This window comes from Kitasatospora phosalacinea (genome assembly GCF_000716545.1).
Classification (GTDB): Bacteria; Actinomycetota; Actinomycetes; order Streptomycetales; family Streptomycetaceae; genus Kitasatospora; species Kitasatospora phosalacinea.
In genome coordinates, this window is record NZ_JNWZ01000058.1 from 1 (window position 1) to 25,368 (window position 25,368).

Annotated in this window: 22 protein-coding genes; 13 read left to right on the forward strand and 9 right to left on the reverse strand. The window is 73.5% G+C overall.

The features are described from left to right. Nucleotides 1–794 precede the first annotated feature (794 nt). The gene (locus OO48_RS39345) at nt 795–1,229 is read left to right on the forward strand and encodes a MerR family transcriptional regulator (RefSeq protein WP_051732748.1); all 435 of its coding nucleotides are present in this window, start codon (nt 795–797) and stop codon (nt 1,227–1,229) included. A gap of 151 nt (nt 1,230–1,380) precedes the next feature. Here OO48_RS39345 and OO48_RS25360 read toward each other — a convergent pair whose 3' ends face one another. Beyond that, nucleotides 1,381–2,337: a helix-turn-helix domain-containing protein gene (locus tag OO48_RS25360; RefSeq protein ID WP_245194795.1), complete on the reverse strand. Its 957-nt coding sequence runs from the start codon at nt 2,335–2,337 to the stop codon at nt 1,381–1,383. A 153-nt stretch (nt 2,338–2,490) separates the two neighbouring features. Here OO48_RS25360 and OO48_RS38540 point away from each other — a divergent pair, with 153 nt between their 5' ends. The 5 genes from OO48_RS38540 to OO48_RS38545 all read left to right on the forward strand — a co-directional run bounded on the left by OO48_RS38540 (nt 2,491) and on the right by OO48_RS38545 (nt 6,067). Continuing rightward, a complete protein-coding gene (locus OO48_RS38540; RefSeq protein WP_157845533.1) occupies nt 2,491–2,790 on the forward strand; it encodes a hypothetical protein in 300 nt (99 codons plus the stop codon). A gap of 9 nt (nt 2,791–2,799) precedes the next feature. Further along, a complete protein-coding gene (locus OO48_RS25365) occupies nt 2,800–3,069 on the forward strand; it encodes a hypothetical protein (RefSeq protein ID WP_033220254.1) in 270 nt (89 codons plus the stop codon). Between the two features lie 384 nt (nt 3,070–3,453). Next, nucleotides 3,454–3,897 carry a chromo domain-containing protein gene (locus OO48_RS25370; RefSeq protein WP_051732749.1) on the forward strand — a complete coding sequence of 148 codons (444 nt, stop codon included), beginning with the start codon at nt 3,454–3,456 and terminating at the stop codon, nt 3,895–3,897. Between the two features lie 360 nt (nt 3,898–4,257). Continuing rightward, entirely contained in the window at nt 4,258–5,145 is an 888-nt protein-coding gene (locus OO48_RS25375) for a peptidoglycan-binding domain-containing protein (protein ID WP_051732751.1), read from the forward strand. A 97-nt stretch (nt 5,146–5,242) separates the two neighbouring features. Then, nucleotides 5,243–6,067 (forward strand): CHAP domain-containing protein, encoded by an 825-nt coding sequence (locus tag OO48_RS38545; RefSeq protein WP_157845534.1) that lies wholly within the window; start codon nt 5,243–5,245, stop codon nt 6,065–6,067. 468 nt (nt 6,068–6,535) lie between these two features. Here OO48_RS38545 and OO48_RS25385 read toward each other — a convergent pair whose 3' ends face one another. From OO48_RS25385 to OO48_RS25395, 3 genes are read right to left on the reverse strand one after another with little or no spacing between them, the layout of a single operon-like run. Further along, complete coding sequence (locus OO48_RS25385) at nt 6,536–7,435, reverse strand: hypothetical protein (protein WP_033220256.1); 900 nt, start codon at nt 7,433–7,435, stop codon at nt 6,536–6,538. 22 nt (nt 7,436–7,457) lie between these two features. Beyond that, complete coding sequence (locus OO48_RS25390; protein ID WP_157845535.1) at nt 7,458–8,813, reverse strand: hypothetical protein; 1,356 nt, start codon at nt 8,811–8,813, stop codon at nt 7,458–7,460. Next, nucleotides 8,813–9,718 carry a hypothetical protein gene (locus OO48_RS25395; RefSeq protein WP_033220257.1) on the reverse strand — a complete coding sequence of 302 codons (906 nt, stop codon included), beginning with the start codon at nt 9,716–9,718 and terminating at the stop codon, nt 8,813–8,815. Before OO48_RS25395 ends, OO48_RS25390 begins: the two co-directional genes overlap by 1 nt. 322 nt (nt 9,719–10,040) lie before the next feature. Between OO48_RS25395 and OO48_RS25400 the strand changes: the two genes are divergently transcribed. The 3 genes from OO48_RS25400 (at nt 10,041) to OO48_RS25410 (ending at nt 12,884) form a co-directional block, all read left to right on the forward strand. Next, on the forward strand, nt 10,041–10,277 hold the full coding sequence (locus tag OO48_RS25400; RefSeq protein ID WP_033220258.1) for a hypothetical protein: 237 nt from the start codon (nt 10,041–10,043) through the stop codon (nt 10,275–10,277). Nucleotides 10,278–10,321: 44 nt separating this feature from the next. Beyond that, nucleotides 10,322–11,554 (forward strand): RCC1 domain-containing protein, encoded by a 1,233-nt coding sequence (locus OO48_RS25405; RefSeq protein WP_033220259.1) that lies wholly within the window; start codon nt 10,322–10,324, stop codon nt 11,552–11,554. A 76-nt stretch (nt 11,555–11,630) separates the two neighbouring features. Next, nucleotides 11,631–12,884 carry an RCC1 domain-containing protein gene (locus OO48_RS25410; RefSeq protein WP_051732755.1) on the forward strand — a complete coding sequence of 418 codons (1,254 nt, stop codon included), beginning with the start codon at nt 11,631–11,633 and terminating at the stop codon, nt 12,882–12,884. Between the two features lie 101 nt (nt 12,885–12,985). Here the strand turns inward: OO48_RS25410 and OO48_RS25415 are convergent, their stop codons facing one another. Continuing rightward, a complete protein-coding gene (locus OO48_RS25415) occupies nt 12,986–15,307 on the reverse strand; it encodes an ATP-binding cassette domain-containing protein (RefSeq protein ID WP_033220302.1) in 2,322 nt (773 codons plus the stop codon). A 316-nt stretch (nt 15,308–15,623) separates the two neighbouring features. Between OO48_RS25415 and OO48_RS25420 the strand changes: the two genes are divergently transcribed. Then, nucleotides 15,624–17,807: a carbohydrate-binding module family 20 domain-containing protein gene (locus OO48_RS25420; protein ID WP_033220260.1), complete on the forward strand. Its 2,184-nt coding sequence runs from the start codon at nt 15,624–15,626 to the stop codon at nt 17,805–17,807. Nucleotides 17,808–17,979: 172 nt separating this feature from the next. On the opposite strand, the gene OO48_RS25425 is transcribed toward OO48_RS25420, so the two are convergent. Then, nucleotides 17,980–18,495 carry a winged helix-turn-helix transcriptional regulator gene (locus tag OO48_RS25425; protein ID WP_033220261.1) on the reverse strand — a complete coding sequence of 172 codons (516 nt, stop codon included), beginning with the start codon at nt 18,493–18,495 and terminating at the stop codon, nt 17,980–17,982. 119 nt (nt 18,496–18,614) lie between these two features. On the opposite strand from OO48_RS25425, the gene OO48_RS25430 reads away from it, so the two are divergent. After that, entirely contained in the window at nt 18,615–19,046 is a 432-nt protein-coding gene (locus tag OO48_RS25430) for a nuclear transport factor 2 family protein (protein ID WP_051732756.1), read from the forward strand. A gap of 3 nt (nt 19,047–19,049) precedes the next feature. Here OO48_RS25430 and OO48_RS25435 read toward each other — a convergent pair whose 3' ends face one another. Continuing rightward, entirely contained in the window at nt 19,050–20,039 is a 990-nt protein-coding gene (locus OO48_RS25435) for a response regulator (RefSeq protein WP_245194797.1), read from the reverse strand. A 598-nt stretch (nt 20,040–20,637) separates the two neighbouring features. Here OO48_RS25435 and OO48_RS25440 point away from each other — a divergent pair. Then, on the forward strand, nt 20,638–22,158 hold the full coding sequence (locus OO48_RS25440; RefSeq protein WP_245194798.1) for an FAD-binding oxidoreductase: 1,521 nt from the start codon (nt 20,638–20,640) through the stop codon (nt 22,156–22,158). Between the two features lie 77 nt (nt 22,159–22,235). Here OO48_RS25440 and OO48_RS25445 read toward each other — a convergent pair whose 3' ends face one another. Both OO48_RS25445 and OO48_RS25450 read right to left on the reverse strand, forming a co-directional pair. Continuing rightward, nucleotides 22,236–23,504 (reverse strand): alpha/beta hydrolase family protein, encoded by a 1,269-nt coding sequence (locus OO48_RS25445; protein WP_033220263.1) that lies wholly within the window; start codon nt 23,502–23,504, stop codon nt 22,236–22,238. Between the two features lie 168 nt (nt 23,505–23,672). Next, complete coding sequence (locus OO48_RS25450; protein WP_033220264.1) at nt 23,673–24,857, reverse strand: MFS transporter; 1,185 nt, start codon at nt 24,855–24,857, stop codon at nt 23,673–23,675. Nucleotides 24,858–24,967: 110 nt separating this feature from the next. Here OO48_RS25450 and OO48_RS25455 point away from each other — a divergent pair, with 110 nt between their 5' ends. Continuing rightward, nucleotides 24,968–25,222, forward strand: coding sequence for a lipopolysaccharide assembly protein LapA domain-containing protein (locus OO48_RS25455; RefSeq protein WP_033220266.1), 255 nt, complete (start codon nt 24,968–24,970; stop codon nt 25,220–25,222). The last annotated feature ends 146 nt before the right edge of the window (nt 25,223–25,368 follow it).

The window sequence follows — 25,368 nt, forward strand, 5'->3', positions numbered from 1 at the left end:
AAGAGCTGGGCAGACCAGCGGACACCCCACACCCTCCAGCCGGTCACCCCGACAAGACCGCCGAAACCATCACCCAGAAATCAGCTCGGTGGATCCGGGTTCAGCAGTACCACCAGGTGCCGGGAGCGAGGACGGTTACCCCCGAGGTAACTCCTGCCCAAGGTCTGCTCGACGACGTGGCGGAGTTTGCCGAGGCCGATGGTGTCGGACTCGCGCGGCGGGGGACGGTCGGCAGGATTCGGCGTCCGCGCGGTTCCCGGCGGTGGTGATCACGTGGAGCGGGGTGCCGCGAGACCGTCGCCTCGCGGCTGCCGAGCCCCGGGGCGTAGAGCGGTCGTCCGGCCACAGCAGGACCCTGAGCCGACATCGCGAGTTCAAGTTCAGTACTGAATTCGGCGGCCGATGACGCGTTTTCGCGAATTCGGAATCTCCGGGCGCCCGGGTTTTTCCGACGTCACGCCGGAATCGGTTTCGTCCGCCGCCACCGGCCCGGCTGACTCGGACGATTGCCACCATGGAAAAGCCTGCGGCCCCAGGTGTACGGAACAGGAACAGCAAGGGTGTATTTCCGCTCCGGAGAGGAGGAGGGGCGGGAGCCGGGGAATCCGCCGCGGAGGCCCGATGCAGCCGGACGGAGGCGGCGGCGGGCCGCTTCGGGCCCGCGGTTCGGGGTCGACCACTCCACGGCCGTCCGGGCTGCGGTTGCATCCGGTGCCCGGGTACGGGTTTACCGTCGAAGACGTCCCGGCCGGGGCCTGGTGACGGGGGTGGTCGGGACGAGTGGTCCCGGCCGGGTGCCAGCCTCGTGCACGCTGGCCGTGGCGGGGCGTCCGCTGTGGGCGGCGGAGTGGGACGCGCTGTTCGCCGAACGGCTGGCGCGGGTCTCGCGGCCGGAGCCGTCGCGGCTGCGCCTGGTGCTGCGCGGCGGCGAGGGCGTCGAGGAGCGGATGCGGGACCTGGCCGGCCGGGAGGGCGCGGTGAGCGAGCGGCTGCGGACCGCGCAGGTCGCCCGGGCGGCCGGGGTGAACGCCCGGACCCTGCGCCGCTACGACGGGTGGGTCGTGACCGTGCTGCGGGTCGTCGAGGCCGCCCGGTGCCTCGGCTTCATCCTGGGGGAGGTCGCCGAGCTGCTGGAGACCGGCCGCCACTGCCACGGCCTCCCGTTCCCGGGCTCCGGGAACGCGCCCGGCGCGAGCTCGCCGAGGTCGAGGGGAGGGTCGCCGACCTGACCGCCGTCCGCGAAGCCCTCACCGCGGCCCTCGACACCGACTGCGATGGCCTCACCCGCTGCGTCGGAACCCCGGGTTACCCCGTTCCTTCGCCGGCCTCGCCGCGGCGGACGACGTGCCCCGGTAGTGCCCCGGGGCAGCCGCTCCGGGGTCAGATCCAGTCGTTCCGGACGGCCTGGGCCCCCGCCTGGAAGCGGCTCTCGGCGCCCAGCCGGTTCATCAGGTCCTGCATCATCCGGCGCACCGTCCGCAGGGACAGGCCCAGTTTGCGGCCCGCGGACTCGTCCGTGTGGCCGTGGCCCAGCAGTTCCAGCAGGGCGCGTTCGGACCCGGTGAGGTCCTGGCCGTCGCGGGGGGCGGGCTGCCCGAAGTCGGCTCCGCTGCGCCACAGTTCGTCGAACAGCGCGCACAGCGGCTGGATCAGGGCCGCCCCGTGCAGCTCCAGTGCGCCGCGACGGCCGTCGCTGGGGTCGATCGGCACCAGGGCGATGCTGCGGTCGACGATCACCAGCCGGATCGGCAGGAGCGGCACGGTGCGCGTCAGACCGCCCAGCTCGGCCAACCACCGGGCGTACCGCAGGGTGTCGGGGTCGTTGCGGAAGCTGTCCTGGAAGATGCTGCGAATGACCACTCCGCGTTCCAGCGCCAGCTGATTGGGGTGCTTGCCTGCCTGGATGGAATCGGGACGGGCTGCTCCGCCCCGCATCAGGGAGAGGCATTCCTGGGTCGCGGTCGCCGCGAGTTCCTCGAGACGGTCGCGGACGGTTTCGAGGGATTCCAGCCGCAGGACCATCTCGTCGTCGGGTCGCCGGTCGACGTACTCGGCGGAGAGGGCGGCGATCTCGGACCGGGCGCTCTCCAACTCCTGCTGTCGGAAAAGGAGTTGGTTCTGGTTGCGGGCGAGCAGCCTGGTCAGCCCGACCTCCGGGCTGACGGCCCGTAGGGCGTGGGAGTCGGCCGCGGGCCGAAGCAGCGTCAGTTTCAGCAGCTCGTCGAGTGCTTCACGCACCTGCGCCTCCGACAGGCGCAGGCTCGCGGCGATCCGCTCGACCCCCGCGTCCGGCTCCGCCAGCATGGCCCTGTAGACGTCCTCCGTCAGGGCGTTCAATCCCAGTACTTGCAACACCGTGACACCCTCCCGCATCGATGATCATCATCGGTGCACGGCGGCCGGGGGCGCAATGCTCTCGCAGGCGAAATGATCTGGCATTTAGATGCCGAGCGACTTGATGCCACTTCTGTAGTCGTGACATCGCCTTCCGTGGGCGGCAAGCTCTTCCTCGTCAGCGGAGAACGCCGCAAAAACCGGGACGAGTTCCGCGAACCACTCACTGGCACAGCAACCACTCACGGGCACAGCATGGGTACGAAACAGGAGAGAACAGTCGTGACTCGCTCGATACGCATCGTATGCACCGGTCTGATCGCCGCATTCACCGTCGGTCTGGTCTCCGTCGCCGCGGACGGCGTCGCCGCCGATCGCCCGGCCGCCCGACACTCCGTCACCGCCTCGGGCTTCGACTGGGATTCCGCCCCTGCTTCACCCCCCGCACAGAGTTGACCTGACCTCGTGCAGTTGGTCGCGGTGACCCTCGTCCGTTCCGATCCGGCGCCCTCGCAACTGACGGCTGAAGCGGTCACCGACCTGATCTGGGTCCACAGCCGCCACGAAGACCGAGTGGAACACGTCCGCACCTGCGTCGACCTCAACTGCTACCGCATCGCCGCCGCGATCATCGCGGCCACCCCGGACGCGGCGACCGCGAACCTGCGCCGCGTCTGCGAACGCGCTCTGCAGCAAGCGTCGGCCCTGCGCGGCTGGCGCCTCGCCCTCACCTGAGCCGCCACCGAGAGCTCGACCGGGTCTCTGTCGAGGGCCCCGCCGAGGGCCCCGCCCAGACTTCCACTCAGACCTCCACGGACCGAGCCCGCGGCTCTTGCCGCACGAGGCCGTCCCGCCCGGAGATCGAGAACCACCTGCCCGCGCCGGCGTCCGAACACCCCGTATCAACAAGGTACTTGACGTCCGGTCGGGAAGAGACGACCCCGATCGCGACAGCCCCCGATGGTCGACGCAGCGGTCGTCACAGACTCCTCGGCCCCGCCCGCCGGTCTCCGCACGCCCTGAGCGGTCCGGCCCGTCCGCGGCAGAACCCGCTCCGGCGCCCCGGCGACGGCCGAGACACCTCCTCCCTCCCCTTTCCCCGAAAGAAGGCTCTTCGCCATGCGCGTCCTCGCCAAGATCGCCACCGCCGCGGCCATCGCCGTGCCGATGCTCGTCGCCATCCCCGGAGCGGCCAACGCCGCCGCCTCCCCGTCCGGTTGTTCCAGCGTCACCCAGATCGGCAGCACCGCCTACCTCAACGTCGGCGGGCAGACGATGGCGTCGGTGAAGCAGTACAAGGGCTGCGGGAAGAACTACTCCTACCTGTACGTGTGGGAGGGCTACCGCAACACCCACAGCAGCTGGGACGTGTGCACGGCCATCGTCACCAACGGCGGACACGACGTCCAGGACCCCCGGTGCGGCCACAACTCCGTGGAGCTGTGGTCCTTCGGCGCCGCGACCCTGGCGGAGTGCACCCAGGGCCTGGGCTGGACGGGCTACGGCCCCATCCCCTACCCCGGCGACGGCGACATCGCGGTCAAGACCGACGTCCGCTGCTGACCGCCCCCACCGCGGCGACCGCCGTGGCACCGGCTCCCGGAACGCCGGTGACGGCCGCACCGGACATCGGCGACCGGCCGCGACCGGCCACGCCGAACGCCGGTGACGGCCACGTCGAACGCCCGTGACGACCGCACAAACCGGCCGCACAAACCGGCCGCACCGACCGGCCGCACAAACCGGCCGCACCGACCGGCCGCACAAACCGGCCGCACCGACCAGCGGTGCCGCTGAGCGTCGCCCCGGCCGGGAGCCCCTTCGCCTGAGCCCTCACCCGCCCGCCGCCCGCCGCCCGCCGCCCGGCACGGGCCGGGGCCGGGGTCGAGGCCCATCCTCCACCGAACCAGAAGGAACCATCGCATGGCATCCGCCACCAAGACCCGGAAGACCGCAACCCGACTGCTCACGGCGGTCGCCGTCCTGAGCGGCCTGGTGCTGAGCGCCGCACAGGCCAACGCGGCGACCCCGGCGCCCCGGACCGAGGCGTCGGCGGTCACCGCCACGCTGCCGACGGTGAACATGGAGACCACCGTGCTGGCCGCCCAGATCGACCCCCGGCGCGCCGACAACACGCTGACCCCGGGGGCCAAGGACTCGGTCCTGGCCGTCGAGCGGGCCCTGCAGGCCCGCGGCCTCCTCGACGCCAAGTGGGTGGACGGCTACTTCGGCACCACCACCATCGCCGCCTACGCCGCCTACCAGCGCTCCCTCGGCTACACCGGCCTGGCCGCCAACGGGCTGCCCGGCACCACCTCCCTCACCACGCTCGGGCAGGGCCGGTACACCGTCACCCAGCAGATCGGCCCCGGCGCGCACGTGCAGCGGGACGGATACACCATCGACACCCGCACCCAGAAGATGCTCACCGAGGCCGAACGCCTCCTGGGCTTCAGCCTCACCCTGGACCAGGGCTCCTACAACCCCGGCGGCGACCCCACCTCAGCCGGCACCCACGACGGCGGTGGCGTCGTGGACGTCAACGTCGACGGCATGACCAGCACCACCCGCACCGCCGTCGCCAAGGCCCTGCGCCAGGTCGGGTTCGCCGCCTGGGTCCGCAACCCCAGCCAGGGCGACTGGCCGTGGCACATCCACGCCGCCGCGATCAACGACACCGATCTGTCCACCCAGGCCCAGAACCAGACCGGTGACTACTACCTCGGCCTCAACGGCCTGGCCAACCACGCCGCCGACGACGGCCCCCGCATCCCCATCCAGACCTGGGAGGAGTACCAGCGCACGCACTGACCGAGCGGTACCTCCCGAGCACGACCGAAGCGCGACCGAAGCACGCCCCGACCGACCGTCAGCACCCATCGATGACACGCCATCAGGAGAGAAGACCATGAGGAACATACGCAACGCGCTCACCGTCGCCGGCACCGCCCTGGCCCTGGCCGTCCCGCTGATCGCCACCACCTCCGCGCCCGCCTTCGCCGCGTCCCGTGACGGCGTCTGCGGCTCCGGAGAGTTCTGCTACTACTACAACAGCGACGAGGCCGGCTCGATCTCCGACTTCACCGGCTCCCTCAGCAACTACGGAGACACCCAGCCGACCTGCTACGACTTCAAGGGTACCGGCGCCGGCCAGGGCCTCTGCATCAAGAACAACGCCGCATCGGTGTGGAACCGCACCAGCCAGACCGTCCGCGTCTACTACAACAGCGGCTACGCCGGCTCCTACCAGGACTTCGCCCCCGGTGCCAAGGGCAACCTCAACTCCACCCTGAAGAACAACAACGCCTCCCACAAGTTCCTCAGCAGCTCCAGCAGCGACAACGAGAGCCCCGTCAACGACTTCGACCACGGCACCCGCGGCTTCGCCGCCAACAACTGCACCGCCTTCGCGGCCTTCCGCATCGCGGACCGCCTCGGCGTCCCGAACTTCAGCAACTCCTACGGCGGCACCACCTGGGGCAACGCCAGCACCTGGGACGACGCCGCCCGCCGTCTCGGCATCACCGTCAACACCACCCCGACCGTCGGCGCCATCGCCGTGAACGACACCCACGGGCTCTACGGCCACGTCGCCTACGTCAACGCGGTGTACTCCGACGGCTCCTTCGACGTCGAGGAGTACAACTGGAACAACCCGCTCGCCTACGGCACCCGCAGCCACCTCAAGGTCAGCAGCTCGGAGTCGTCCTTCCAGCACATGATCCACTTCTAAACCGCCACCGACCGGCCCGGCACGGCCGAGCCGATCCGGTGAGCGCGCGGCCCACGGCGGTGTGACGAACTCCGCCGGAGCCGCAGCGGTACGTGTCGAAGCCCCGTCGGGCAGGTGACCCCTCCAGGTCGCCGCCGTCCGACGGGGCTTCGGCGTGCCGCCGGCAGGCCGACCTGCCGACCTGCCCGCCCGCCGACCACTGCCGCGGTGCTGCGGTAGCGCAGTGCCGGTGCGCCGCCTCGGCTGGGGACCGCCGGTGGAGCACCGGCCCATCCGCAGGGAGGGGACCCGGGCGCCCGCGAGCCACCACGGGTACGCCCGGGACAGCCGGGCGGCATCGGCATCGGTGGTACTGGTTCCCGTGGCGGCCGACGCTAGGAGCCTCGGCCCACTCGACTCCGACTGACCGGCAGCGCCGACACGCGGACAGGGGAGGCAGGGGAGGCAGGGGAGGCAGGGGACGGCGGGTCAGCAGTACCACCAGGTGCCGGGCGGGATGACGGTGTCGCCCGGTCCGAGGTTCTCGTTGTGCAGGTTCGCGACCTGGCAGAGGCTGCCGAGCGCCAGGTTCGGGTCCTGTTCGCGCGGGGTGGTGGTGAACTCGCCGAGTGCCTGGGTCTGTTGGTCGATCCCGGCGTTCTCCTTCTCGCCCTTGCCCGCGACGGAGTCCAGGCAGGCCCGGCTGGTGGCCGGGCACTTGTCCATCTTCTCCTTGTTGCCCGCGTCGGTGGTGCACGCGGGGCTGCCCGCGCCGTCGCCCGCGCAGGGGTCGGAGGCGGGCAGCGCGGGCGGGGTGGCCGGCGGGGCGGTCTGGGCGGCTTGGAGGTTGGTGATCAGCTCACCGCAACCGGGGTTGTCGACGGCGGTGTTGGTGAAGGTGATCTCCGGGGCGTCCTCGGGCGCGGTGAAGGAGTAGGTGCGGCCGGTGAACCAACTGGCCTTGTTCGCAGGGGCGTTCGTGGTGAAGTTGCCGACCGGGTCGGCGGCGCCCGTGACGGTCACCGTGTAGGTGCGCGCACCGGCGCCGGGGCTGATGCAGGTGTCCGGGTTGTCGTCCCAGGTGAGGGTGGTGCTCGCCCCGGCCCGCACGCCGCGCAGGCGGGTGCTGAGGGAGACCGCCTTGCCGTTCCACCCGAGGGTGGCGGCCTGCAGGCCCTTCGGATGGGCGGCCCGGGCGACGGAGGCGACGCCGGTGGGCCCGGTCCAGCCGTCGACGCCGGCGGTCCAGTCGCCGGACTGCACGGTGGGGGAGGAGAACGTCGCGTTCGGCACCACCACCGGGTCGGTGTCCGCCGCGCCGGACGGCCACGGCACGGCGAGGACGAGGGCGGCTCCGAGCGGGACGGCCAGCAGGCGGGTGAGCGGCACGGTGGGCTCCAGGGGGCGGGGTTCAGGGGTTGAGCGGGACGGTGCGGGTGGCCAGGCCCTGCGGCGGGGCGTCCAGCGGGGTCAGCCGCTTGTCCGGGCCGGCCGTGTTGTCGGGGGTTCCGGCGGTCGGGCGGGCGGCGCCGCAGCGCTGCAGCTCGACCTCGGTGAGCGGGCCGGTGCGCTGGTAGTAGCGGTCCGGCAGCGAGGTCGCCGGGACGTCGAAGGTGGCGTCCAGCCGGTAGTTGTTGCGGGAGTCGGTGAACGAGCCGACCACCCGTTCGCGGGCCGGTTGCACCTCGATCCAGCTCACCTCGCCGGGCTGGATCACCGGGTTCAGCGGCTTGCTGGTGGTCCGCGACCAGGTCAGCGGGTTGCTGGTGGACACCGCCGCCGTGTTCCCGCCCGCCACGCTGAACCCCGCCGCGACCTGACTCGCCACGTTGGGGCGGCTCTTGGCGAGCTCGGAACGGCTGGGCAGCAGCGGGGCCCCCTTGAGCGCGTAGTACTGGGTGAGGCTGTCGTACGGCGGCTCGGTGACCTCCAGCTCGCGGTCGTCCGTGATCGCGTTGCGGGTGCAGTTCAGGTACACCTCGCCGACGATCCGGGTCTGCCCGTAGTACTGGTACGAGTACCGCTTGTCGACGGTGAACGTGCAGGTGGTCGGCGAACCCTCGCAGTCGTCCACCGCCACGCCCGGCTCCAGCGGGTCGTTGCCGCGGTACGCCTTCGGGGGCGGCAACTGCTCCTTGAGGACCTTCTGGTCGACCGGCGCGGGCGTCTGCTTCGCCTGCACGTTGGTGATCAGCGGGCCGCAGGACATCGACCCGGCGGGCTCCGCCGAGTCGAAGGAGACCATCGGGTTGTCCTCGGTCGCGGTGAACGAGAAGGCGCGTCCCGTCGTCCAGTCGGCGGTGCCGACGGTGTCGCTGCCCTTGGTGGTGACCTGCGGATCGGGCGCGGGCCCGTCGGTGATCAGCGAGACGTTGTACGTCTGGCCGTCCTTGACCTGCTCCGGGGTGCAGCCCCGGTACGTGCTCGGGCTGTCGTCCCAGGTGAGGGTGACGGTGGAGCCCCGCTTGACGCCCCACAGCCGGGTGCGCAGGGTCAGCGGCGCGCCGTTCCAGTTCAGCGAGGCCGCCTGGTAGCCCTGCGGGTGCTGGGCCAGGCCCTTGCCGAACACCACGCCGTTGGTGTCGGGCGACCAGCCGGCGTGCCCGGCCTGGGTGCCGTTGTCGGGGGCGACCGGGTCGGCGAAGGTGCCGTTCGGAACGGTCGCGTCGACCGTGTCGGCGGCGTGCGCGGCGGTCGGCGGGACGGTCAGGGCGAGGGCGGCGGAGAGCAGCACCGAGCCGGTCAGGTAAGGAAGTTGACGGAGCATCAGCACTGACCCCATTGGCTCGGTGGGACGACCATGTACTCGGGCGGGACGCCCTCGGTGAGGGCGTTCGACAGCGGGCAGAGGTCCTGCGCGGCCGCCTCCGGGCTCTCCTCGCGCGGGATGTCGCCGAAGTCCTTGACGGCGGTGGTCTGTTGGTCGATGCCGTCGTTCGTCTGCTTGCCGTCGCCGGCGACGGATCCCAGGCACTCCCGGCTGGTGGCCGGGCACTTGTCGATCTCGCCCTCGGCGTCGCCGAGGTCCTTGCACTCCGGGGTGTTCGCCGCGTCGCCCTCGCACGGGTCGGAGCCGCCCTTCGGCGGGGTGAGCGGCGGGGCGGTCTGCTTGGCCCGCACGTCGGTGATCATCGGTCGGCAGGTGGGGCTGGCGGTGGCTCCGTCGAAGATGAACGTCACTTGCGGGCGGTCTTCGGCCGCGGTGAAGGAGTACGTCCGGCCCAGGTACCAATTGGTCTTCCCGGTAGGGACGTTGGTGGTGAATGATCCGGGGGCGTTGGCCGGTCCCGCGACCTTCACGGTGTACGGCCGCCCGCCGCCGGACGATACGCAGGAGTTCGGGCTGTCGTCCCAGCCGAGCGTGACGGTGGCACCCGTCCGGACGTTCGGCAGTCGGGTGCTCAGCGGTTCGGTGGATCCGGCCAGGGCGAGGAGGCCGCCCTGGTAGCCGCGGGGGTGGTCGGCCCAGGCGGCGGACATGACCAGGGCGCCGGACCAGCCGTCCGCGCCGGTCACGTGGGTCTTGTCCGGCGGTACGGCGGGGGAGGCGAAGGTGCCGTTCGGCACGGTGACCGGCTCGGTGTCCTCGGCGCCCGCCGGGACCGTGAGGACCAGAGCGCAGGCGCTACTGAGGGTGATGGCCAGGAGTCTGGCCGGTGAGGTCCGGAGCAACGGTTCCTCCCTGAACTCGGCTACGGGGCCGAACGATTGATGTCTTGGCGAAGCTGCTGACGATCAAGATCACTCGTCATGCTGGGTGGATCGACTACGCACCGCAACCGATGGCGGACCGAACGGGGGGTGGGCGGAGGATCGACTGCGCCGTTGGCATGGAAAGCGGTCCGCACCCGCACGAACCGGGTGGCGGCGGGTTAGACATCCCGGCGATCGGATCGTCACTTCTCGACTCGTCACTTCTCGACTTCGACCGGAGTCGGACCACCGCCGCGCGCCCTCGCGCCGTGCCGCGCCCGACCGTGACCACGAGGCACCGATGACACCCCACTCCCGAAGCGCCGCCCTGCTCGCGGCCGCCGCCCCCTGCCTGCTCGCCTGCCTGCTCGCCGCGCCCCCGGCCGCCGCCGCGCAGGGCGACCACCCCGCGCCGCAGGGCGGCTCGCACGCCGTGCACCGCCCCGTCGACAAGGTCCACCCCGTCCAGCCCCCGCCCGGACGGCTCGCCCAGGGCGGGCCCGTCCAGCGCGCCGTCCCCCGCACCCCGTCCCGTTGACGCCCCGCCGCACCCCACTCCGCACGTCCATGGAGGAACCACCGATGCACCGCAAGCTGCGCCAGCTGCCCGCCGTCACCCTGCCCGCGATGCTGGCCGGGCTGACCCTGGTGTGCGCCACCGCCCTGCCGGCCGGCACCGCGTCCGCGTACGACCTGCGGCTGCGCGCCTGGGGCAACAACGCCAACGGACAGCTCGGCGACGGCAGCGCCAAGACCCAGCGGCTCACCCCCGTCTCGGTGGTCGGCATGGCCGGCGCCGAACTCAACGGCATCGCCGCCGGCGGCACCGCGACGGCCGGGTTCGCGCTCGCGCTGCTCGCCAACGGCACCGTCGAGGCCTGGGGCAAGAACGACAAGGGCCAGCTCGGCAACGGCGTCACCAGCGCCACCGAGGACGCGGCCGTGCCCGGCCTGGTCGCCGGACTGACCGGTGTCGAAGCCGTCGCCGCCGGCGGCGCGCACGCCCTCGCCCTGCTCAAGGACGGCACGGTCAAAGCCTGGGGCCTCAACGACAAGGGCCAGCTCGGCGACGGCACCACCACCAACACCAACCTGCCCGTCACCGTCGCCGGGCTCTCCGACGTCAAGGCGATCGCCGCCGGAGACGCCTTCAGCATGGCGCTGCTCAAGGACGGCACCGTCAAGACCTGGGGCAACAACGACAAGGGCCAGCTCGGCGTCACCCCGCTGCCCGTCAGCTCCACCGCGCCCGTCCCCGCACCGACGCCCGCCACCCGCAACACCGCGATGACCATCCCCGGCCTGACCACCGTCAAGGGCATCACCACCGGCGCCGGCCACGCGCTCGCCCTGCTCGCCGACGGCCACGTGTACGCCTGGGGCCTCAACGACAAGGGCCAGCTCGGCGACGACACGGTCGTCAACAAGCCCTACCCCGTGCCCGTCCAGGAACTGGCCGACGTCGTCGCGCTCTCCGCCGGCGCCACCCACAGCCTCGCCCTGCTCCAGGACCACACGCTGCGCGCCTGGGGCGCCAACGACAAGGGGCAGATCGGCGACGGCACCACCACCCAGCGCAACACCAGCGTGCCCGTCCCCGGCGTCACCGGCATCGAGGCGATCGCCTCCGGCTCCGCGCACAACCTGGCCGTGCTCGCCGACGGCACCGTGCAGGCCTGGGGCCTCAACGACAAGGGGCAGCTCGGCGACGGCACCACCACCCAGCGGAACACCCCCGTCCAGGTGCTCGCCAAGTCCGGCAGCGTCTCCCTGGTCTCGGCGCCGAGCAACGGCAACTTCAGCCTCGCGCGCTGACCGCTCCCCCTCTCGGGGCCCGACTCCCCTCCGGGCGCCCCGAGCCCCCTCCGAGCACCCCGAGGAAAGGCACTTCATGACGTCCACTCAGACCGCCGCCGCCCGCCGCTCCCGGCCGCGCCCCGCGCTGCGCCCGGCCCTCGCCGCCGGCCTGGCCGCGTTCACCGCGCTCAGCCTGGCCGCCGTGCCCGCCGGGACCGCGCACGCGCAGGAGAAGCGGCTCAAAGCCTGGGGCAACAACCGTTCCGGGCAGCTCGGTGACGGCACCTGGACCGACTTCCGCACCACCTCCACCACCGTGCTGGGCCTGACCAGCGCCGAGGTCGACAAGATCGCCGCCGGTGGCGGCGGCTCCACCACCGGGCACGGGCTGGCGCTGCTCAAGGACCGCACCGTGATGTCCTGGGGCGCCAACAGCTCCGGACAGCTCGGCGACGGCAGCGTGTTCAGCCACAACGCGCCCGGGCAGGTCGTCAACCTCTCCAACGCCCGCGACGTCGCCGCCGGCGGCTGGCACAGCCTCGCCCTGCTCGACGACCAGACCGTGGTCGCCTGGGGCCGCAACAACTACGGGCAGCTCGGCAACGGCACCAACGCCGACAGCAGCGTCCCCGTCCGGGTCGAGGGCCTCAACAAGGTGGTCGCGATCGCGGCCGGGCTCAACCACAGCATCGCGCTGCGTGAGGACGGCACCGTCTGGGCCTGGGGCTACAACATCAACGGGCAGCTCGGCGACGGCACTTCGGCCAGCCGCAACGTGCCCGCCCCGGTCGGCGGACTCACCGGCGTCACCAAGATCGCATCCGGCTGCAACCACAACCTGGCCCTGGTCGGCCCGCCCAGCGGCGGCACCAGGCCCACCAGCGGCAACGCCGTCAGGGCCTGGGGCTACAACGCGACCGGGCAGCTCGGCGACAACAGCACCATCAACCGGTACACGCCCGTCGACACCCAGGGCATCTGGCTCGGCGGCGTCTCGCAGATCGCCGCCGGCTGCAACCACAGCCTGGCCGTCACCGACAGCGACAACAAGCTGAAGGCCTGGGGCCAGAACACCTCCGGCCAGGTCGGCGACGGCACCACCGACTACCGGATCACGCCCGTCCCGGTGCCCGGCATCAAGGGCGTCCAACTGGTCGCGGGCGGACGCGAGCACACCCTCGTGCTGCTCGGCGACAACACCGTCCGCTCCTGGGGCGCCAACGGCTCCGGGCAGCTCGGCAACGGCACCACCACCGAGAGCAGCACCCCGGTCACCACGCTGACCGCGCTGACCGGCGTCGACAAGATCGCCGCCCCGGTGGGCGGGGACTTCAGCCTCGCCAACTGAGGCTCCCGGCAAGGCGGTTCGGGGCCCGCGCGATCGCCGCGCGGGCCCTGCGGTCTCCGGCGCGCGCGGCGGAAGGGGCCGCCGGTCGTCGGAGCGGCGGGTCAGCGCGGTTCGAGGCGGGCGGCCAGGTACGGGGCGGTGCGGCTGTGGGGGGTGGCGGCGACGGCGGTGGGGGTGCCGGTGGCGAGGACGCGGCCGCCGGCGTCGCCGCCGCCCGGGCCGAGGTCGATGACGTGGTCGGCGCCGGCGATCAGGTCGAGGTCGTGTTCGGCGACCAGGACGGTGGCGCCCGCGTCGACCAGGCGGTGGAGTTGGGCGGTGAGGACCTCGCTGTCGGCGGGGTGCAGGCCGGTGGTGGGTTCGTCGAGCAGGTAGAGGGTGTGGCGGCGCTGGGCGTGCTGGAGTTCGGCGGCGAGTTTGACGCGCTGGGCCTCGCCGCCGGAGAGCTCGGGGGCGGGCTGGCCGAGCCGCAGGTAGCCGAGGCCGACCTGCCGCAGGGTGGTGAGGACGCGCAGGGCGGCCTGGACGTCGGAGAGGAAGGCGGCGGCCTCGTCGACGGTCAGGGCGAGGACGTCGGCGATGGTGGCGCCGCGGTAGGCGATCTCCAGGGTCCGCGCGTTGTAGCGGCTGCCGCGGCAGTCGGGGCAGGGGCTCCAGGCGGTGGGCAGGAACAGCAGCTCGACCTCGATCGCGCCGGCGCCCTCGCAGGTCGGGCAGCGTCCGGCGGCCACGTTGAAGGAGAACCGGCCCGCGCCGTAGCCGCGCGCCCTCGCCTCCTCGGTGGCGGCGAACAGCTTGCGGACGGTGTCCAGCAGGCCGGTGTACGTGGCCAGGTTGGAGCGCGGGGTGCGGCCCAGCGGGGTCTGGTCGAAGGTCACCACGCGGTGGCCGTCGGCGGCTTCGGCGACGGCCGCGAGCAGCGTCGACTTGCCGGCCCCCGACACGCCCGTGACGGCGGTGAGCACGCCCAGCGGCACGTCCGCGTCCACGCCGCGCAGGTTGTGCCGGGTGACGCCGCGCAGGCGCAGCACGCCGGTGGGGGTGCGGCCGCGGGACGGCGGCGGGGGCGGGGGGTCGAACAGGAAGCGGCGGGTGGCGGAGGCCGCCACCGCGCGCAGGCCCTCGACCGGGCCGCTGTGCAGGATCCGGCCGCCGCCGGAGCCCGCGGCCGGGCCGACGTCCACCAGCCAGTCGGCGCCGCGCACCACCGCCATGTCGTGCTCGACCACGAACACCGAGTTCCCGGCCGCCCGCAGTTCGGCCAGGACGTGCCGCAGCGCCTCGGTGTCGGCCGGGTGCAGGCCCGCCGAGGGCTCGTCCAGGACGTACACCACGCCGAACAGGCCGGAGCGCAACTGGGTCGCCAGGCGCAGGCGTTGGAGCTCTCCGGTGGACAGGGTGGGGGCGGTGCGGTCGAGCGAGAGGTAGCCGAGGCCGAGGCGGGCCAGGGCGTCGAGGCGGTCGGCGAGGTCGGTGGTGATCAGGGCGGCCGGGCCGTCCCCGGCGGTGTGGGGGCGCAGCAGGTCGGCGAGCCGGGCGGCGGGCAGCGCGGCCAGGCCGGTGATCGGCAGGCCGGCGAAGGTGACGGCGAGCGCTTCGGGGCGCAGCCGGTGGCCGTGGCAGTTCGGGCAGGTGGACTGCTCCAGGAAGGCGGCGGCCCTGGCGCGGGCGGTCTCGCTGCGGGACTCGGCGAAGGACTTGAGGACCAGGCGGCGGGCGCTGCTGTACCTGCCCTTGTACGGGCGCTGGACGCGGCCGGGTTCGCGCTCGGGGTGGACGGTGACGACCGGCTGCTCGTCGGTGAACAGGATCCACTCGCGTTCGGCGGCGGGCAGTTCGCGCCAGGGCCGGTCCAGGTCGTGGCCGAGCGCGCCCAGGATGTCGCGCAGGTTCTTGCCCTGCCAGGCGCCGGGCCAGGACGCGACGGCGCCCTGCCGGATCGACAGCGAGGCGTCGGGGACGAGGGAGCGCTCGGTCACCCGGTGCAGCACGCCCTGCCCGTGGCACTCGGGGCAGGCGCCGGCCGGGGTGTTCGGGGAGAACGCGTCGGAGTCCAGGCGGGGCGCGCCCGGCGGGTACGCGCCGCAGCGGGAGAGCAGCATCCGCAGCAGGTTGGAGGTGGTGCTGATGGTGCCGACCGTGGAGCGGCCGGAGGGGACGGAGCGGCGCTGCTCCAGGGCGACCGCCGGGGGCATGCCGGTCACGGCGTCCACCTGCGGGGCCTCGACCTGGCGCAGCAGGCGGCGGGCGTAGGGCGAGACGGACTCCAGGTAGCGGTGCTGGGCCTGGGCGAACAGGGTGCCGAAGGCCAGCGAGGACTTGCCGGAGCCGGAGACGCCGGTGAACGCGACCACCGCGCCGCGCGGCACCGCCACCGTCACGTCGCGCAGGTTGTGCACCCGGGCGCCGCGCACCCGCACCATGCCGTCGTCGTCGATCTGCGTGTGGTTCACCGCGTCACGCTAACCCGGGGGCGGGTGCGGGGCGGGGAACGGCACCTGGCGGAAACTTGCTGAAAATGTTTTCCGACCGGGAGGGGTGAACTGCGGGAACGGCAGGGAGGTATGTACCTTTTCGGTGGTTCGGCTAGCCGAACCGTGTTTCCGATGTGGGTGAATCCGAACGCAAGAAGATGAAATTTCTTGCACAGGTGTCTTGACGGTGCGTCCGGCCGGGGTGGATCGTCTTCCCGATCCCGCACGTCTTCCCCAAGTCCCCCACCACCCGGGAGATTCGACGATGTCCCCTGTCCGTAGAACCGTGCCCGTCGCCGCCGCGGCCGGCGCGCTGGTACTGGGCGTGCTGATGCCGCTCGGCCTGCAGGGCACCGCGCAGGCCGCCGCCACCCCCAACGGCGGCGACGTGATCGCCAACCTGTTCCAGTGGAACTGGAACTCGGTCGCCACCGAGTGCACCGACGTCCTGGGCCCCAAGGGCTACGGGGCGGTGCAGGTCGCCCCGCCGCAGGAGTCGATCTCGGTGGCCGGCCACCCCTGGTGGGACGTCTACCAGCCGGTCTCGTACAACCTCAACAGCCGGATGGGCACCGACGCGCAGTTCCGCGCGATGGTGGCGGCCTGCCACGACGCGGGCGTGAAGGTGTACGCCGACGCGGTGATCAACCACATGGCCGGCACCAACCAGAGCAGCTCCACCTCGTACGGCGGGTCGAGCTTCAACGCGGCCGGCTACGGCTACCCGGCCGTGCCCTACTCCCGGGCGGACTTCCACGGCTCCCCGCCCTGTCCGAACTCCAACCTGTCCATCAACGACTGGAACAGCGTCGCCCAGGTCCAGGAGTGCCAGCTGCTGAACCTCTCGGACCTCGACACCGAGAGCGACGACGTCCGCGGCAAGATCGCCGGCTACCTCAACACGCTGATCGGCGCGGGCGTCGACGGCTTCCGGATCGACGCCGCCAAGCACATCGCCCAGGCCGACACGGCCGCCATCCTGTCCCGGCTGAACGACACCCGGTGGGGCGGCCGCCCCTACGTCTACCAGGAGATCTTCCCCGGCAGCGGCGGCCAGCTCGCCCCGGCCGCGTTCGAGGGCAACGGCAGCGTCCTGGAGTTCACCTACGCCTACAAGCTGCGCGACCAGTTCAACGGCAACATCGCGAACCTCAAGACCTTCGGGCAGAGCTGGGGCCTGGAGCCGAGCGACAAGTCCGCCGTCATGGTGACCAACCACGACCTGGAACGCGACAAGACCACCCTCACCTACGCCGACGGTGCCAAGTACGAGCTCGCCCACGTCTTCGAACTCGCCTGGGGCTACGGCACCCCGCAGGTCTACGCCGGCTACCGGTTCAACAACCGCGACGACTCCCCGCCCGCCGACGCCAACGGCTACGTCACCGCCACCAACTGCGCCAACAACACCTGGACCTGCACCGACCGCGACCAGGGCATCGCCAACATGGTCGGCTGGCACAACGCCACCAAGGGCCAGAACGTCGCCAACTGGTGGGACAACGGCAACAACGCCATCGCCTTCAGCCGCGGCAGCAAGGGCTGGGTCGCCATCAACAACAGCTCCAGCGCCCTCACCCGGACCTTCACCACCGGCCTCGCCGCCGGCACCTACTGCGACGTCATCCACGGCGACGTCAACGGCTCGAACTGCACCGGCCCGACCGTGAGCGTCGACGGCTCCGGCAGGGCCACCGTCACCGTCGACGCCGGCGACGCGGTCGCGCTGTACACCGCCACCACCGGCACCGCCGGCCCCAGTCCCAGCTCCAGCCCGAGCGGATCCTCCAGCCCTTCGCCCTCGTCCAGCCCCTCGCCCTCCTCCAGCCCGACCAACCCCAGCGGCACGGTCACCCAGACGTTCAACGAGAACAAGACCACCGTCACCGGCCAGAACGTCTACCTGGTCGGCTCGATCACCCAACTCGGCAACTGGGACCCGAAGGCGGCCGTCGCGCTCTCCCCGGCCGGCTACCCGGTGTGGAGCGGCAGCGTCCAACTGCCCGCCAACACCGCCTTCGAGTACAAGTACATCGTCAAGGACGCCGCCGGGAACGTCACTTGGGAGAGCGGCGCGAACCACAGCGCCAACTCCGGTGCCACCGGCGGCACGCTGAACGACAGTTGGGGCGGCACCGGTAACGGTGGCGGCACCGGCCAGGTCGCGGTGAACTTCTCCGAGAACAAGACCACCGTGGTCGGCCAGAACGTCTACCTGGTCGGCTCCACCGCCCAACTCGGCAGCTGGGACCCCGCCCGCGCGCTGCCGATGTCCGCCACCTCGTACCCGAACTGGAAGCTGTCGCTGACGATGCCCGCGAGCGCCGCCTTCGAGTACAAGTACATCGTCAAGGACGGTTCCGGGAACGTCACTTGGGAGAGCGGCGCGAACCGCTCCTACACCACCGGCGCCTCCGGGGCGGTGACGCTCACCGACAGCTGGAAGTAGCACCCGCCCCGGGAAGAAGACCCCCACGGAATGAGGCCGCCACCCCGCCGGGTGGCGGCCTCGCCGTTCCCGTTCCGCGGCGTGCAGTGCGGCCGGGCCGTCCAGCGCGGCGGCGAAGCGGCCCGGGTGCCGCGGGCCGTGCGGCCGTGCGGGAACGGGGCGGGCGGCGCGCTCAGCCGTCGGACGGGAGCGGGCCGGCGGCCAGGCGGGCGGCCACGACGGCGGTGCCCCGGGCTGCCCGGCCGCCCGGGCCCGGAGTGAACTCGACCGTGCCGTGGGTGAGTTCGCCGCCGCAGTGGTCGCAGACGACGACCGGACGGGCGGGGTGCCCGCAGGCGGTGTGCCGGGGGACGAGCGGGGCGCCGGCCGGCCCCGCGCGGTGGCGGTCGCCCCAGGCGAGCAGCGCCAGCACGACGCCGTGCAGGTCGCGTCCGGCCTCGGTCGGCAGGTACTCGTCGCGCGGCGGGTGCGCGCTGTAGCGGCGGCGCTCGACCAGGCCCTCGGCGACCAGGTGGTCCAGCCGGGCGGTGAGGATGTTGGTGGCGATGCCGAGGTCCTGCCGCAGCTCCTCGAACCGCCGCAGCCCCAGGAAGAGGTCGCGCAGCACCAGCAGCGTCCACGGGTCGGCCACCGCCCCGGCGGCGCGCGAGACGGAGCAGGGGATGTCGGCGAAGCGGGTGCGGTCCACGGGCCCAGTCTAGTGCGGCGGGGCGGAGTGGCTTGCAAGTTGCAAGTGAGGTGCTACGTTGAGGACCTGGTCCGCGGCGGGATCCACCGGCCGGGCAGGACTCCGTCCGGGAGGCAGTGGTGTACCACGCGATCGTCCGTGCCAGGGTCCGCTCGCTGTGGCGGCGGATCGACGCCGGCGACCACCTGGCGGCCGTCGCCACCGCCGCCCCCGACCTGCGCTTCCGGTTCGCCGGCGACACCCCCGTCAGCGCCTCGTTCACCGGCCGGGACGCCTTCGAGCAGTGGTTCCGCGCCTTCTACGAGCGCTTCCCCGGAATCCGCCTGACCCCCCGTGAGGTGATCGTCCGGGGCTGGCCCTGGCGGACCACCGTGGTCGTCCGGCTCGACGTGGCGGCCACCCTCGCCGACGGCACGCCGTACCGCAACGAGGCCGTCCAGTGGCTCACCCTCCGCTGGGGCCGGATGGTCGCCGACGAGGTGCTGGAGGACACCAAGGCGCTGGACGAGGCGTGTCGCCGCCAGGCCGCGGCGGTGGCCGCCGACCGCTGACGGTCAGGCCCCCGCGCGGCGCTCGCGGTGCAGTTCGACGAAGGAGGCGACCTTGGCCCGCACCGCCCACGGGTCGACGGGCTTGGGCAGGAAGTCGGCGGCACCCGCCGCGTACGCGCGCGCCGCGTGGTCGGGCTCGCTGCCCATGGCGGTGACGAACACGATCGGGATGTCACGCGTCCGGGCCCGGCTGCGGATGTGCGCCGCGGTCTCGTACCCGTCCATGCCCGGCATCTGCACGTCCAGCAGGATCGCGGCGTAACCGTCCGGCTCCATCAGCGCCCGCAGTGCGGCCGGCCCCGAGGTCGCCGGGACCAGCTGGTGCCCGTGCGGGCCGAGCAGCGCCTCCAGCACCACCAGGTTCTCCGGACGGTCGTCCACCAGCAGGATCTTCGGCGGCGGACCGTCGCCGGGCTCCACTCCGGTGGGCGCGGGCGGCGCCGCGGAGGTGCCCTGCTGCCCCTCCACCAGGGCGATCTGGCGCCGCAGCAGGGTACGGCGGGCGCCGGCCCGGGCGGACTGCTCGCGGGCGCGGTCGTACTCCTCGGCCAGCAGCTCGGCGCGTCCCGGGTCGGCCGGGCCCGCGGCGGCCAGTTCGGCGAGCGCCCGACCGGCCTGCTCGGCGCACTCCTCCGCCTGCCTGATCTCCCGTTCGGCGGCGTGCAGTTGGCCCTCCAACTGGCACACCGCCCGGCCGACCGACCGGGACACCCGCAGCGCCGCCATCCGCGACCGGCACAGCCGCGCCCGGACACCCGGATCGGGAGCGCTCCCGTGCACGGCGTCGAGCAGCGCCTCCACGAATTCCCACGGCGGGACGCGGGCGGCCGCGAGGTAGCCCGCGACCACCTCCGGATCCAGCCCGCGGCGGACGGCGAACTCCTCCGCCGACCGCCCGAGACCGAGGAAGAGCGCCCGCAGCTCCTCGGCGAACTCCCGCCGCTCCGCGCCGATTCCGGCGTCCAGCGGCGGAAAGCCGTCGACGGCCGTCACCGGCCGCATCCCGCCGGGAGGACCACGACCGGCCGCACCGCCACCCGTATCCGGACCCGCACCCGCACCCGCCTACCTCCACCCGCTCCGACCGACCCGGCCCCGCCCCGGGCAGCACGCAGCCGCACGGCGGCGACGGTGCGCGATCACCTGCGATCGCGACCGGCCGAGACGGCGACAATACGTCACCCGGAGCGGAATTGACGCCCGGTCAGGTCACGGTTCGGAGGCGGTCGGAGGCACCCCGGCCCCGCCCGGTCGGCCCGGCGCGCCCGGGCGGCGCGGAGGGCCGGGAGGTCGGGGCTCCGAGCCGCGGGTCAGCCGGCCGAGGACGCCCTCGGAGCGCGGCGGCCCCCTGTCCAGCGCGAAGACGCACCGGTACGGCGGGCGCGGACCCGCCCGCCGGCCCGGCGGAGCGGAAGCGCGCGCCGACCGCACCCGGCGTGCGCGGACCGACGTCCGGCGGGTGCGCGCCGCGTGCGCTGGGCCATCGGACGCACTCCGGCGGGCCGCAACCGGGCGGCGGCGGCGGGGGGCGTGACGATCGGCGCAGGAGCCTCCGCACGCCCGGTGCGGGGGAGGAAGGTGCGTCGTGACAATGGATCGTCGTCGTTTCCTGGCCGTCGGCACAGCGGTGGGAGCGTGGCTGATGGCGGGTGCGTCCCCGGCCGGGGCCCGGACCGGCAGCGGGACCGGGTCGGTGGAGGCGTTCCCGGCCCGGCAGCGCGGGTGGCGGGCCGCGCCGCCGGACTGGCAGGCGCTGCGGCAGCGGCTCGGCGACAGACTGGTGCTGCCCGCCGACCCCGGGTACGGGACGGCGCGGCTCGGCTTCAACGAGCTCAACGACGGCCAACTCCCGGGCGCCGTCGCCAAGTGCGTCTCCGCCGACGACGTCCGGGCCTGCCTGGACGTCGCCCGCGGCCACGGCATCCCGATCGCCGCCCGCAGCGGCGGCCACAGCTACCTCGGCTACAGCGTCCCCGACCGCGGCCTGGTGATCGACCTGCGCGCGATGAACACCGTCCGGGTGAACCCCGACGGCACCGCCGAGGTCGGCGCGGGCGCCCGGCTGATCGAGGTCTACGCGGGCCTCGCCGCCGCCGGACGGCTGCTGCCCGCCGGGAGCTGCCCCACCGTGGGCATCGGCGGACTCACCCTCGGCGGCGGCATCGGCGTCCTGGCCCGCAAGTACGGCCTGACCTGCGACCGGCTGGCCGCCGCCGAAGTGGTCACCGCCGACTCCTGCGTGCTCACCGCCGACGCCGAGCACGAGAGCGGCCTGCACTGGGCGCTGCGCGGCGGCGGGGGCGGCAACTTCGGCGTGGTCACCCGGTTCACCTTCGACACCCCGCCCGCGCCCGGCCTGACGGTCTTCATCGTGCCGTTCCCCGCCGGATCCGTCCCGCAGGTGCTCGGCGGCTGGCAGCAGTGGGTCGCCGACGCGCCGCCCGAACTGTGGGCCAGCTGCCAGATCTCCGGCGGCAACCCGCCCACCTGCCGGATCGTCGGCTGCTGGGTCGGCGACCCGTCCGGTGCGAACCAGCAGATCGACCGCCTGGTCCGGCTGGCCGGCACCGCGCCCACCGGGCGCACCGTCGCCGCCAAGGACTACCTGGCCGCGATGAAGTTCATGGCCGGCTGCGCCAACGACACCATCGCCCAGTGCCACCCCACCTGGGAGGGCGGCCGGCTCACCCGCACCGGCTTCGTCGCGGTCTCCCGGATGTTCGGCCCCGGGCCGGTCGACCCGGCCCGGCTCACCGAGCTGATGACCGGCCGCACCGGCGTCGACCTGCTGCTGGACTCGCTCGGCGGCGCGGTCGGCGAGCTCGCCCCCGACGCGACGGCCTTCCCGCACCGCCGCTCGCCGGCCAGCGCCCAGGTCTACGCGGGCGCCACGCCGGCCACCGAGGAGCGGGTCCGGGCCACCGTCGACGAGATCCGCGACGGCCTCGCCCGGCTCGGCGCCACCGGTGCGTACGTCAACTACATCGACGCGACGCTGCCGGACTGGGGACGGGCCTACTACGGCGAGAACCTGCCGCGGCTGCAGCAGGTGGCCCGGCAGTACGACCCGGACGGGGTGTTCGCCTTCCCGCAGAGCGTCGTCGCGGCCTGAGAAGGGCGCGCACCCGGGGGCCCGGGGAACGGCGGGGCCCGGGCCCCTTACTCCGCCACCGCCACCGCCACCGCCGCTCAGCGTTCGTAGGTCATCTCGGGGAAGCGCGCCGACGGCCCGTCCAGCAGGTGGTCGTCGCGGCCGCGCAGCCAGCGGTCGAAGAAGGAGGCGACGTAGGCGCGGGTGGCGGCCTCGGCGCGGGCGGGGGTGATGTCGCCGACCTCGTCGCGGAGGGTGTCGGGGGAGAGGGCGCCCTGGCGGGCGAGCCGGGGGAGGAGGGACTCGGCGTCGGTGTAGGAGGCGTGGCGGGAGCCCTCCAGGGTGACGTCGGCGTGCCAGCCGGTGCTGTGCTGCCACAGGGCGTCCCAGCCGGGCTGCCGGTGGTAGGAGCCGGAGTCGGGGCTGCGGGTGCCCATCAGCAGGAAGGGCCGGTCGAGGCCGTCCTCGGCGACGCTGGGGAGGAAGACGCCGCTCCGTCCGTCGGGGCCGGGGAAGTGCAGCTGGCCGTCGAGGTCGATCGCGGCGGCGATCCGCGGGTCGTCGTGCATGGCCTGCAGGGCGGTGAAGCCGCCCGCGGAGTGGCCGGCCACGCCGATCCGGGTCAGGTCGAGCGAGCCGGCCAGGCCGGCGGGCAGGCCGGGCTGCTCGCCGAGGCAGCCGAGCCGGTCCAGGACGAGGCGGGTGTCGGCGACCCGGGCGTCCAGGGACCTGCGCAGCACCGCGCCGACGTCCAGGTGCGGGTCACCGAGCATGCCGGGCAGTACCGAGGTCGCCAACTCGCCGCCGGGGAAAGAGACTTCGGAGGCTTCGTAGGTGTGGTCGACGGTCACCACCACGTACCCGCGCGAGACCAGGTCCTCGACCAGCGCGGTCCCCCAGGTGCGCGGGTCGCCCAGCCCGGCGGAGTACAGCACCACCGGGCGCGGGCCGCCGGGCAGCACCGGGGCGTCCGTCCGGGCGTGGGTGCGGATCGACGACCAGTCCGTACTGCCGGGCGTGACACCGTAGTTGATCAGCCCGACGCCGTCCGGCCCGCCGAAGTGGGCCCCGGCGGCCGGGGTCGTGTACGGCGTCCGCGCGCCCTCGGAGGAGCGGGCGGCCGGGTACCAGACGCTCACCATCAGCTCGCGGGTCCGCCCGGCCGTCCACGGGTCCGGGCGGGAGTCGTCGGCCAGCCGCAGCGCGGTCGTCCCGATCGCGAACGGCCCGGTGGGCCGCGGGAGTCGCGCGGTCGCCTGCCCGGTCGCGCCCCCGGTCCCGGCCGCCGCCGAGCCCGGCGGACCCGCCGTCACCACCAGTGCCGCGAGCAGCAGCGCCGCCCCGATCCGTGCCCGCTTGCCCGTCATCGCGAGTCCCTCCGTGTCCCGTGCCTGTTGACGGGCCCCACCGTACGGGCGCGACGGGGCGGGCCGCGTCGTACCGCAGAGCCAACCGGACGGGTGATACCTGGGTATGACGCCCGATCAGGTGGAGCAGGCCCGCCGGGGAACGGGAGGCCCGCGACCGGCGGCCGGTCAGTCCAGGGCGCGGGCCCGGCGCAGCAGGAAGGCGCCGGAGGCGGCGGCCAGGACGGCCATGCAGGCGGTGAAGACCAGGCCCGCGTCGGACAGGCCGAGCGGTCCGTCGAGCAGGCCCACGCCGATCACCGGGATCGAGATGCCCAGGTAGGCGACCACGAACAGGGCGGAGAGCACCCCGCCGCGGTGGGCGTCGGGCGCGGCCGCCGCGACCTCGCCGACCGCGCCGCGCAGCGCCATGCCCTGCCCGGCGCCGCCGACCAGGGCGGCCAGGACGAGCGGGGCGAGGGTGTCGGTGGCGAGCGAGAGGGCGAACAGGCCGAGGCCGCCGATCAGCACCAGGCAGCCCAGCGGAACCGCCCGCCGCGCGCCCAGCTTCGGCACCAGCAGCTGGCCGCCGGTGGAGGCGAAGAACGCGGTGGCGACGATCAGGCCGACCACGGCGTGGTTGCGCACGCCCAGGTTCTCGGCGAGGAACGCGGGGGTGACCGAGGTGAACACCCCCAGCAGCGAGAACCCGGCGAACGCGGCGACGGCGGCCGGCACGAACACCCCGCGCACCTCGGCCGGCAGTGACGGCCGGCGGGGCCGCGCGGTGCGCGGGCGGCGGGCCCCGGCCACCGTCTCCGGCAGCGCGCGCACCACCGCGAAGGACAGCACCAGCAGCACCAGGTGGACGGCGAACGGCAGGGTCAGCGGCCGCGGCGCGTACTGGGCGAGCAGCCCGGCCAGCAGCGGCCCGCAGCCCAGGCCGCCCATGTTGGCGGCGGTCGCGGCGAAGCCCGCCCGGCCCTTGCGCCCGGGCGGGGCGAGCTCCAGGACGTACGCGGTGGCGGTGCCGGTGAACAGGCCCGCGGAGAAGCCCGACAGCAACCGGCCCGCGAACAGCCAGGCCAGGCCCTGCTCGGCGAGGAACGCCACCGCGCTGGCCGCCGCGAACGCCAGCCCGCACAGCAGCACCGGCCGCCGCCCCACCGCGTCCGAGACGTTCCCGAACAGCAGCAGCACGCCGATCACCCCGAACGCGTAGACGGCGTACACCACCGTCACCATCAGCTCGGAGAACCCGATCCGCTCCTGGTACAGCCCGTACAGCGGGGTGGGCAGCGTGGTCCCCGCCATGCAGACGGCGAACGCGGCCGCCGCTCGTAGGTACCCGCTGGGTCGGCGATCTGTCACCACCCCACCGTAGGCAGCGCGCCGGGCCTTCGCTCCCCCCGCCCGGCCGGTGGGGGCCGCCCGGGTCGGATCCCGGCGGGCCGAACCGGGGCGTTCCACACATAATGGGCCGTATGGCTGACAAGACGAACAGCGCGGACCGGCCGGCCTCGGTCACCGTCGGCGGCCGCAACGTGCGCATGAGGACCATCGCGTTCCTGGTGCTCGGCGTGCTGGCGGTCTGGTTCATCGCCGCGAACACCGCCTCCGTGAAGATCCGGCTGTGGATCCCCACCGTCACCCTGCCGCTGTGGCTGGTGCTGCTGGTCACCCTGCTGGTCGGCGCCGCCCTCGGCTGGCTGCTGGCCCGCCGCCGCGCCCGGGGCTGACGACCGAGGGGCCGATGACCGAGGGGCCGACGGTCGTGGAGTCCGGCGCGCTCCGCACCGCCGTGCCACCCGCACCGCCGCGCGCCCGGGTTCCCCGTCCAGGAGGTGACCCCCGGCGGGCGCCCGACTCCCACCGCGCGCTGATG

What these genes read in the sequence shown, in the direction of transcription:
- OO48_RS25375 (WP_051732751.1), top strand. Translation starts at nt 4,258, where the DNA reads ATGGCATCCGCCACCAAGACCCGGAAGACCGCAACCCGACTGCTCACG.
- OO48_RS25455 (WP_033220266.1), top strand. Translation starts at nt 24,968, where the DNA reads ATGGCTGACAAGACGAACAGCGCGGACCGGCCGGCCTCGGTCACCGTC.
- OO48_RS25445 (WP_033220263.1), bottom strand. Translation starts at nt 23,504, where the DNA reads ATGACGGGCAAGCGGGCACGGATCGGGGCGGCGCTGCTGCTCGCGGCA.
- OO48_RS25400 (WP_033220258.1), top strand. Translation starts at nt 10,041, where the DNA reads ATGACACCCCACTCCCGAAGCGCCGCCCTGCTCGCGGCCGCCGCCCCC.
- OO48_RS25390 (WP_157845535.1), bottom strand. Translation starts at nt 8,813, where the DNA reads ATGCTCCGTCAACTTCCTTACCTGACCGGCTCGGTGCTGCTCTCCGCC.
- OO48_RS25440 (WP_245194798.1), top strand. Translation starts at nt 20,638, where the DNA reads ATGGATCGTCGTCGTTTCCTGGCCGTCGGCACAGCGGTGGGAGCGTGG.
- OO48_RS25370 (WP_051732749.1), top strand. Translation starts at nt 3,454, where the DNA reads ATGCGCGTCCTCGCCAAGATCGCCACCGCCGCGGCCATCGCCGTGCCG.
- OO48_RS38545 (WP_157845534.1), top strand. Translation starts at nt 5,243, where the DNA reads ATGAGGAACATACGCAACGCGCTCACCGTCGCCGGCACCGCCCTGGCC.
- OO48_RS25405 (WP_033220259.1), top strand. Translation starts at nt 10,322, where the DNA reads ATGCACCGCAAGCTGCGCCAGCTGCCCGCCGTCACCCTGCCCGCGATG.
- OO48_RS25415 (WP_033220302.1), bottom strand. Translation starts at nt 15,307, where the DNA reads ATGGTGCGGGTGCGCGGCGCCCGGGTGCACAACCTGCGCGACGTGACG.
- OO48_RS25420 (WP_033220260.1), top strand. Translation starts at nt 15,624, where the DNA reads ATGTCCCCTGTCCGTAGAACCGTGCCCGTCGCCGCCGCGGCCGGCGCG.
- OO48_RS25410 (WP_051732755.1), top strand. Translation starts at nt 11,631, where the DNA reads ATGACGTCCACTCAGACCGCCGCCGCCCGCCGCTCCCGGCCGCGCCCC.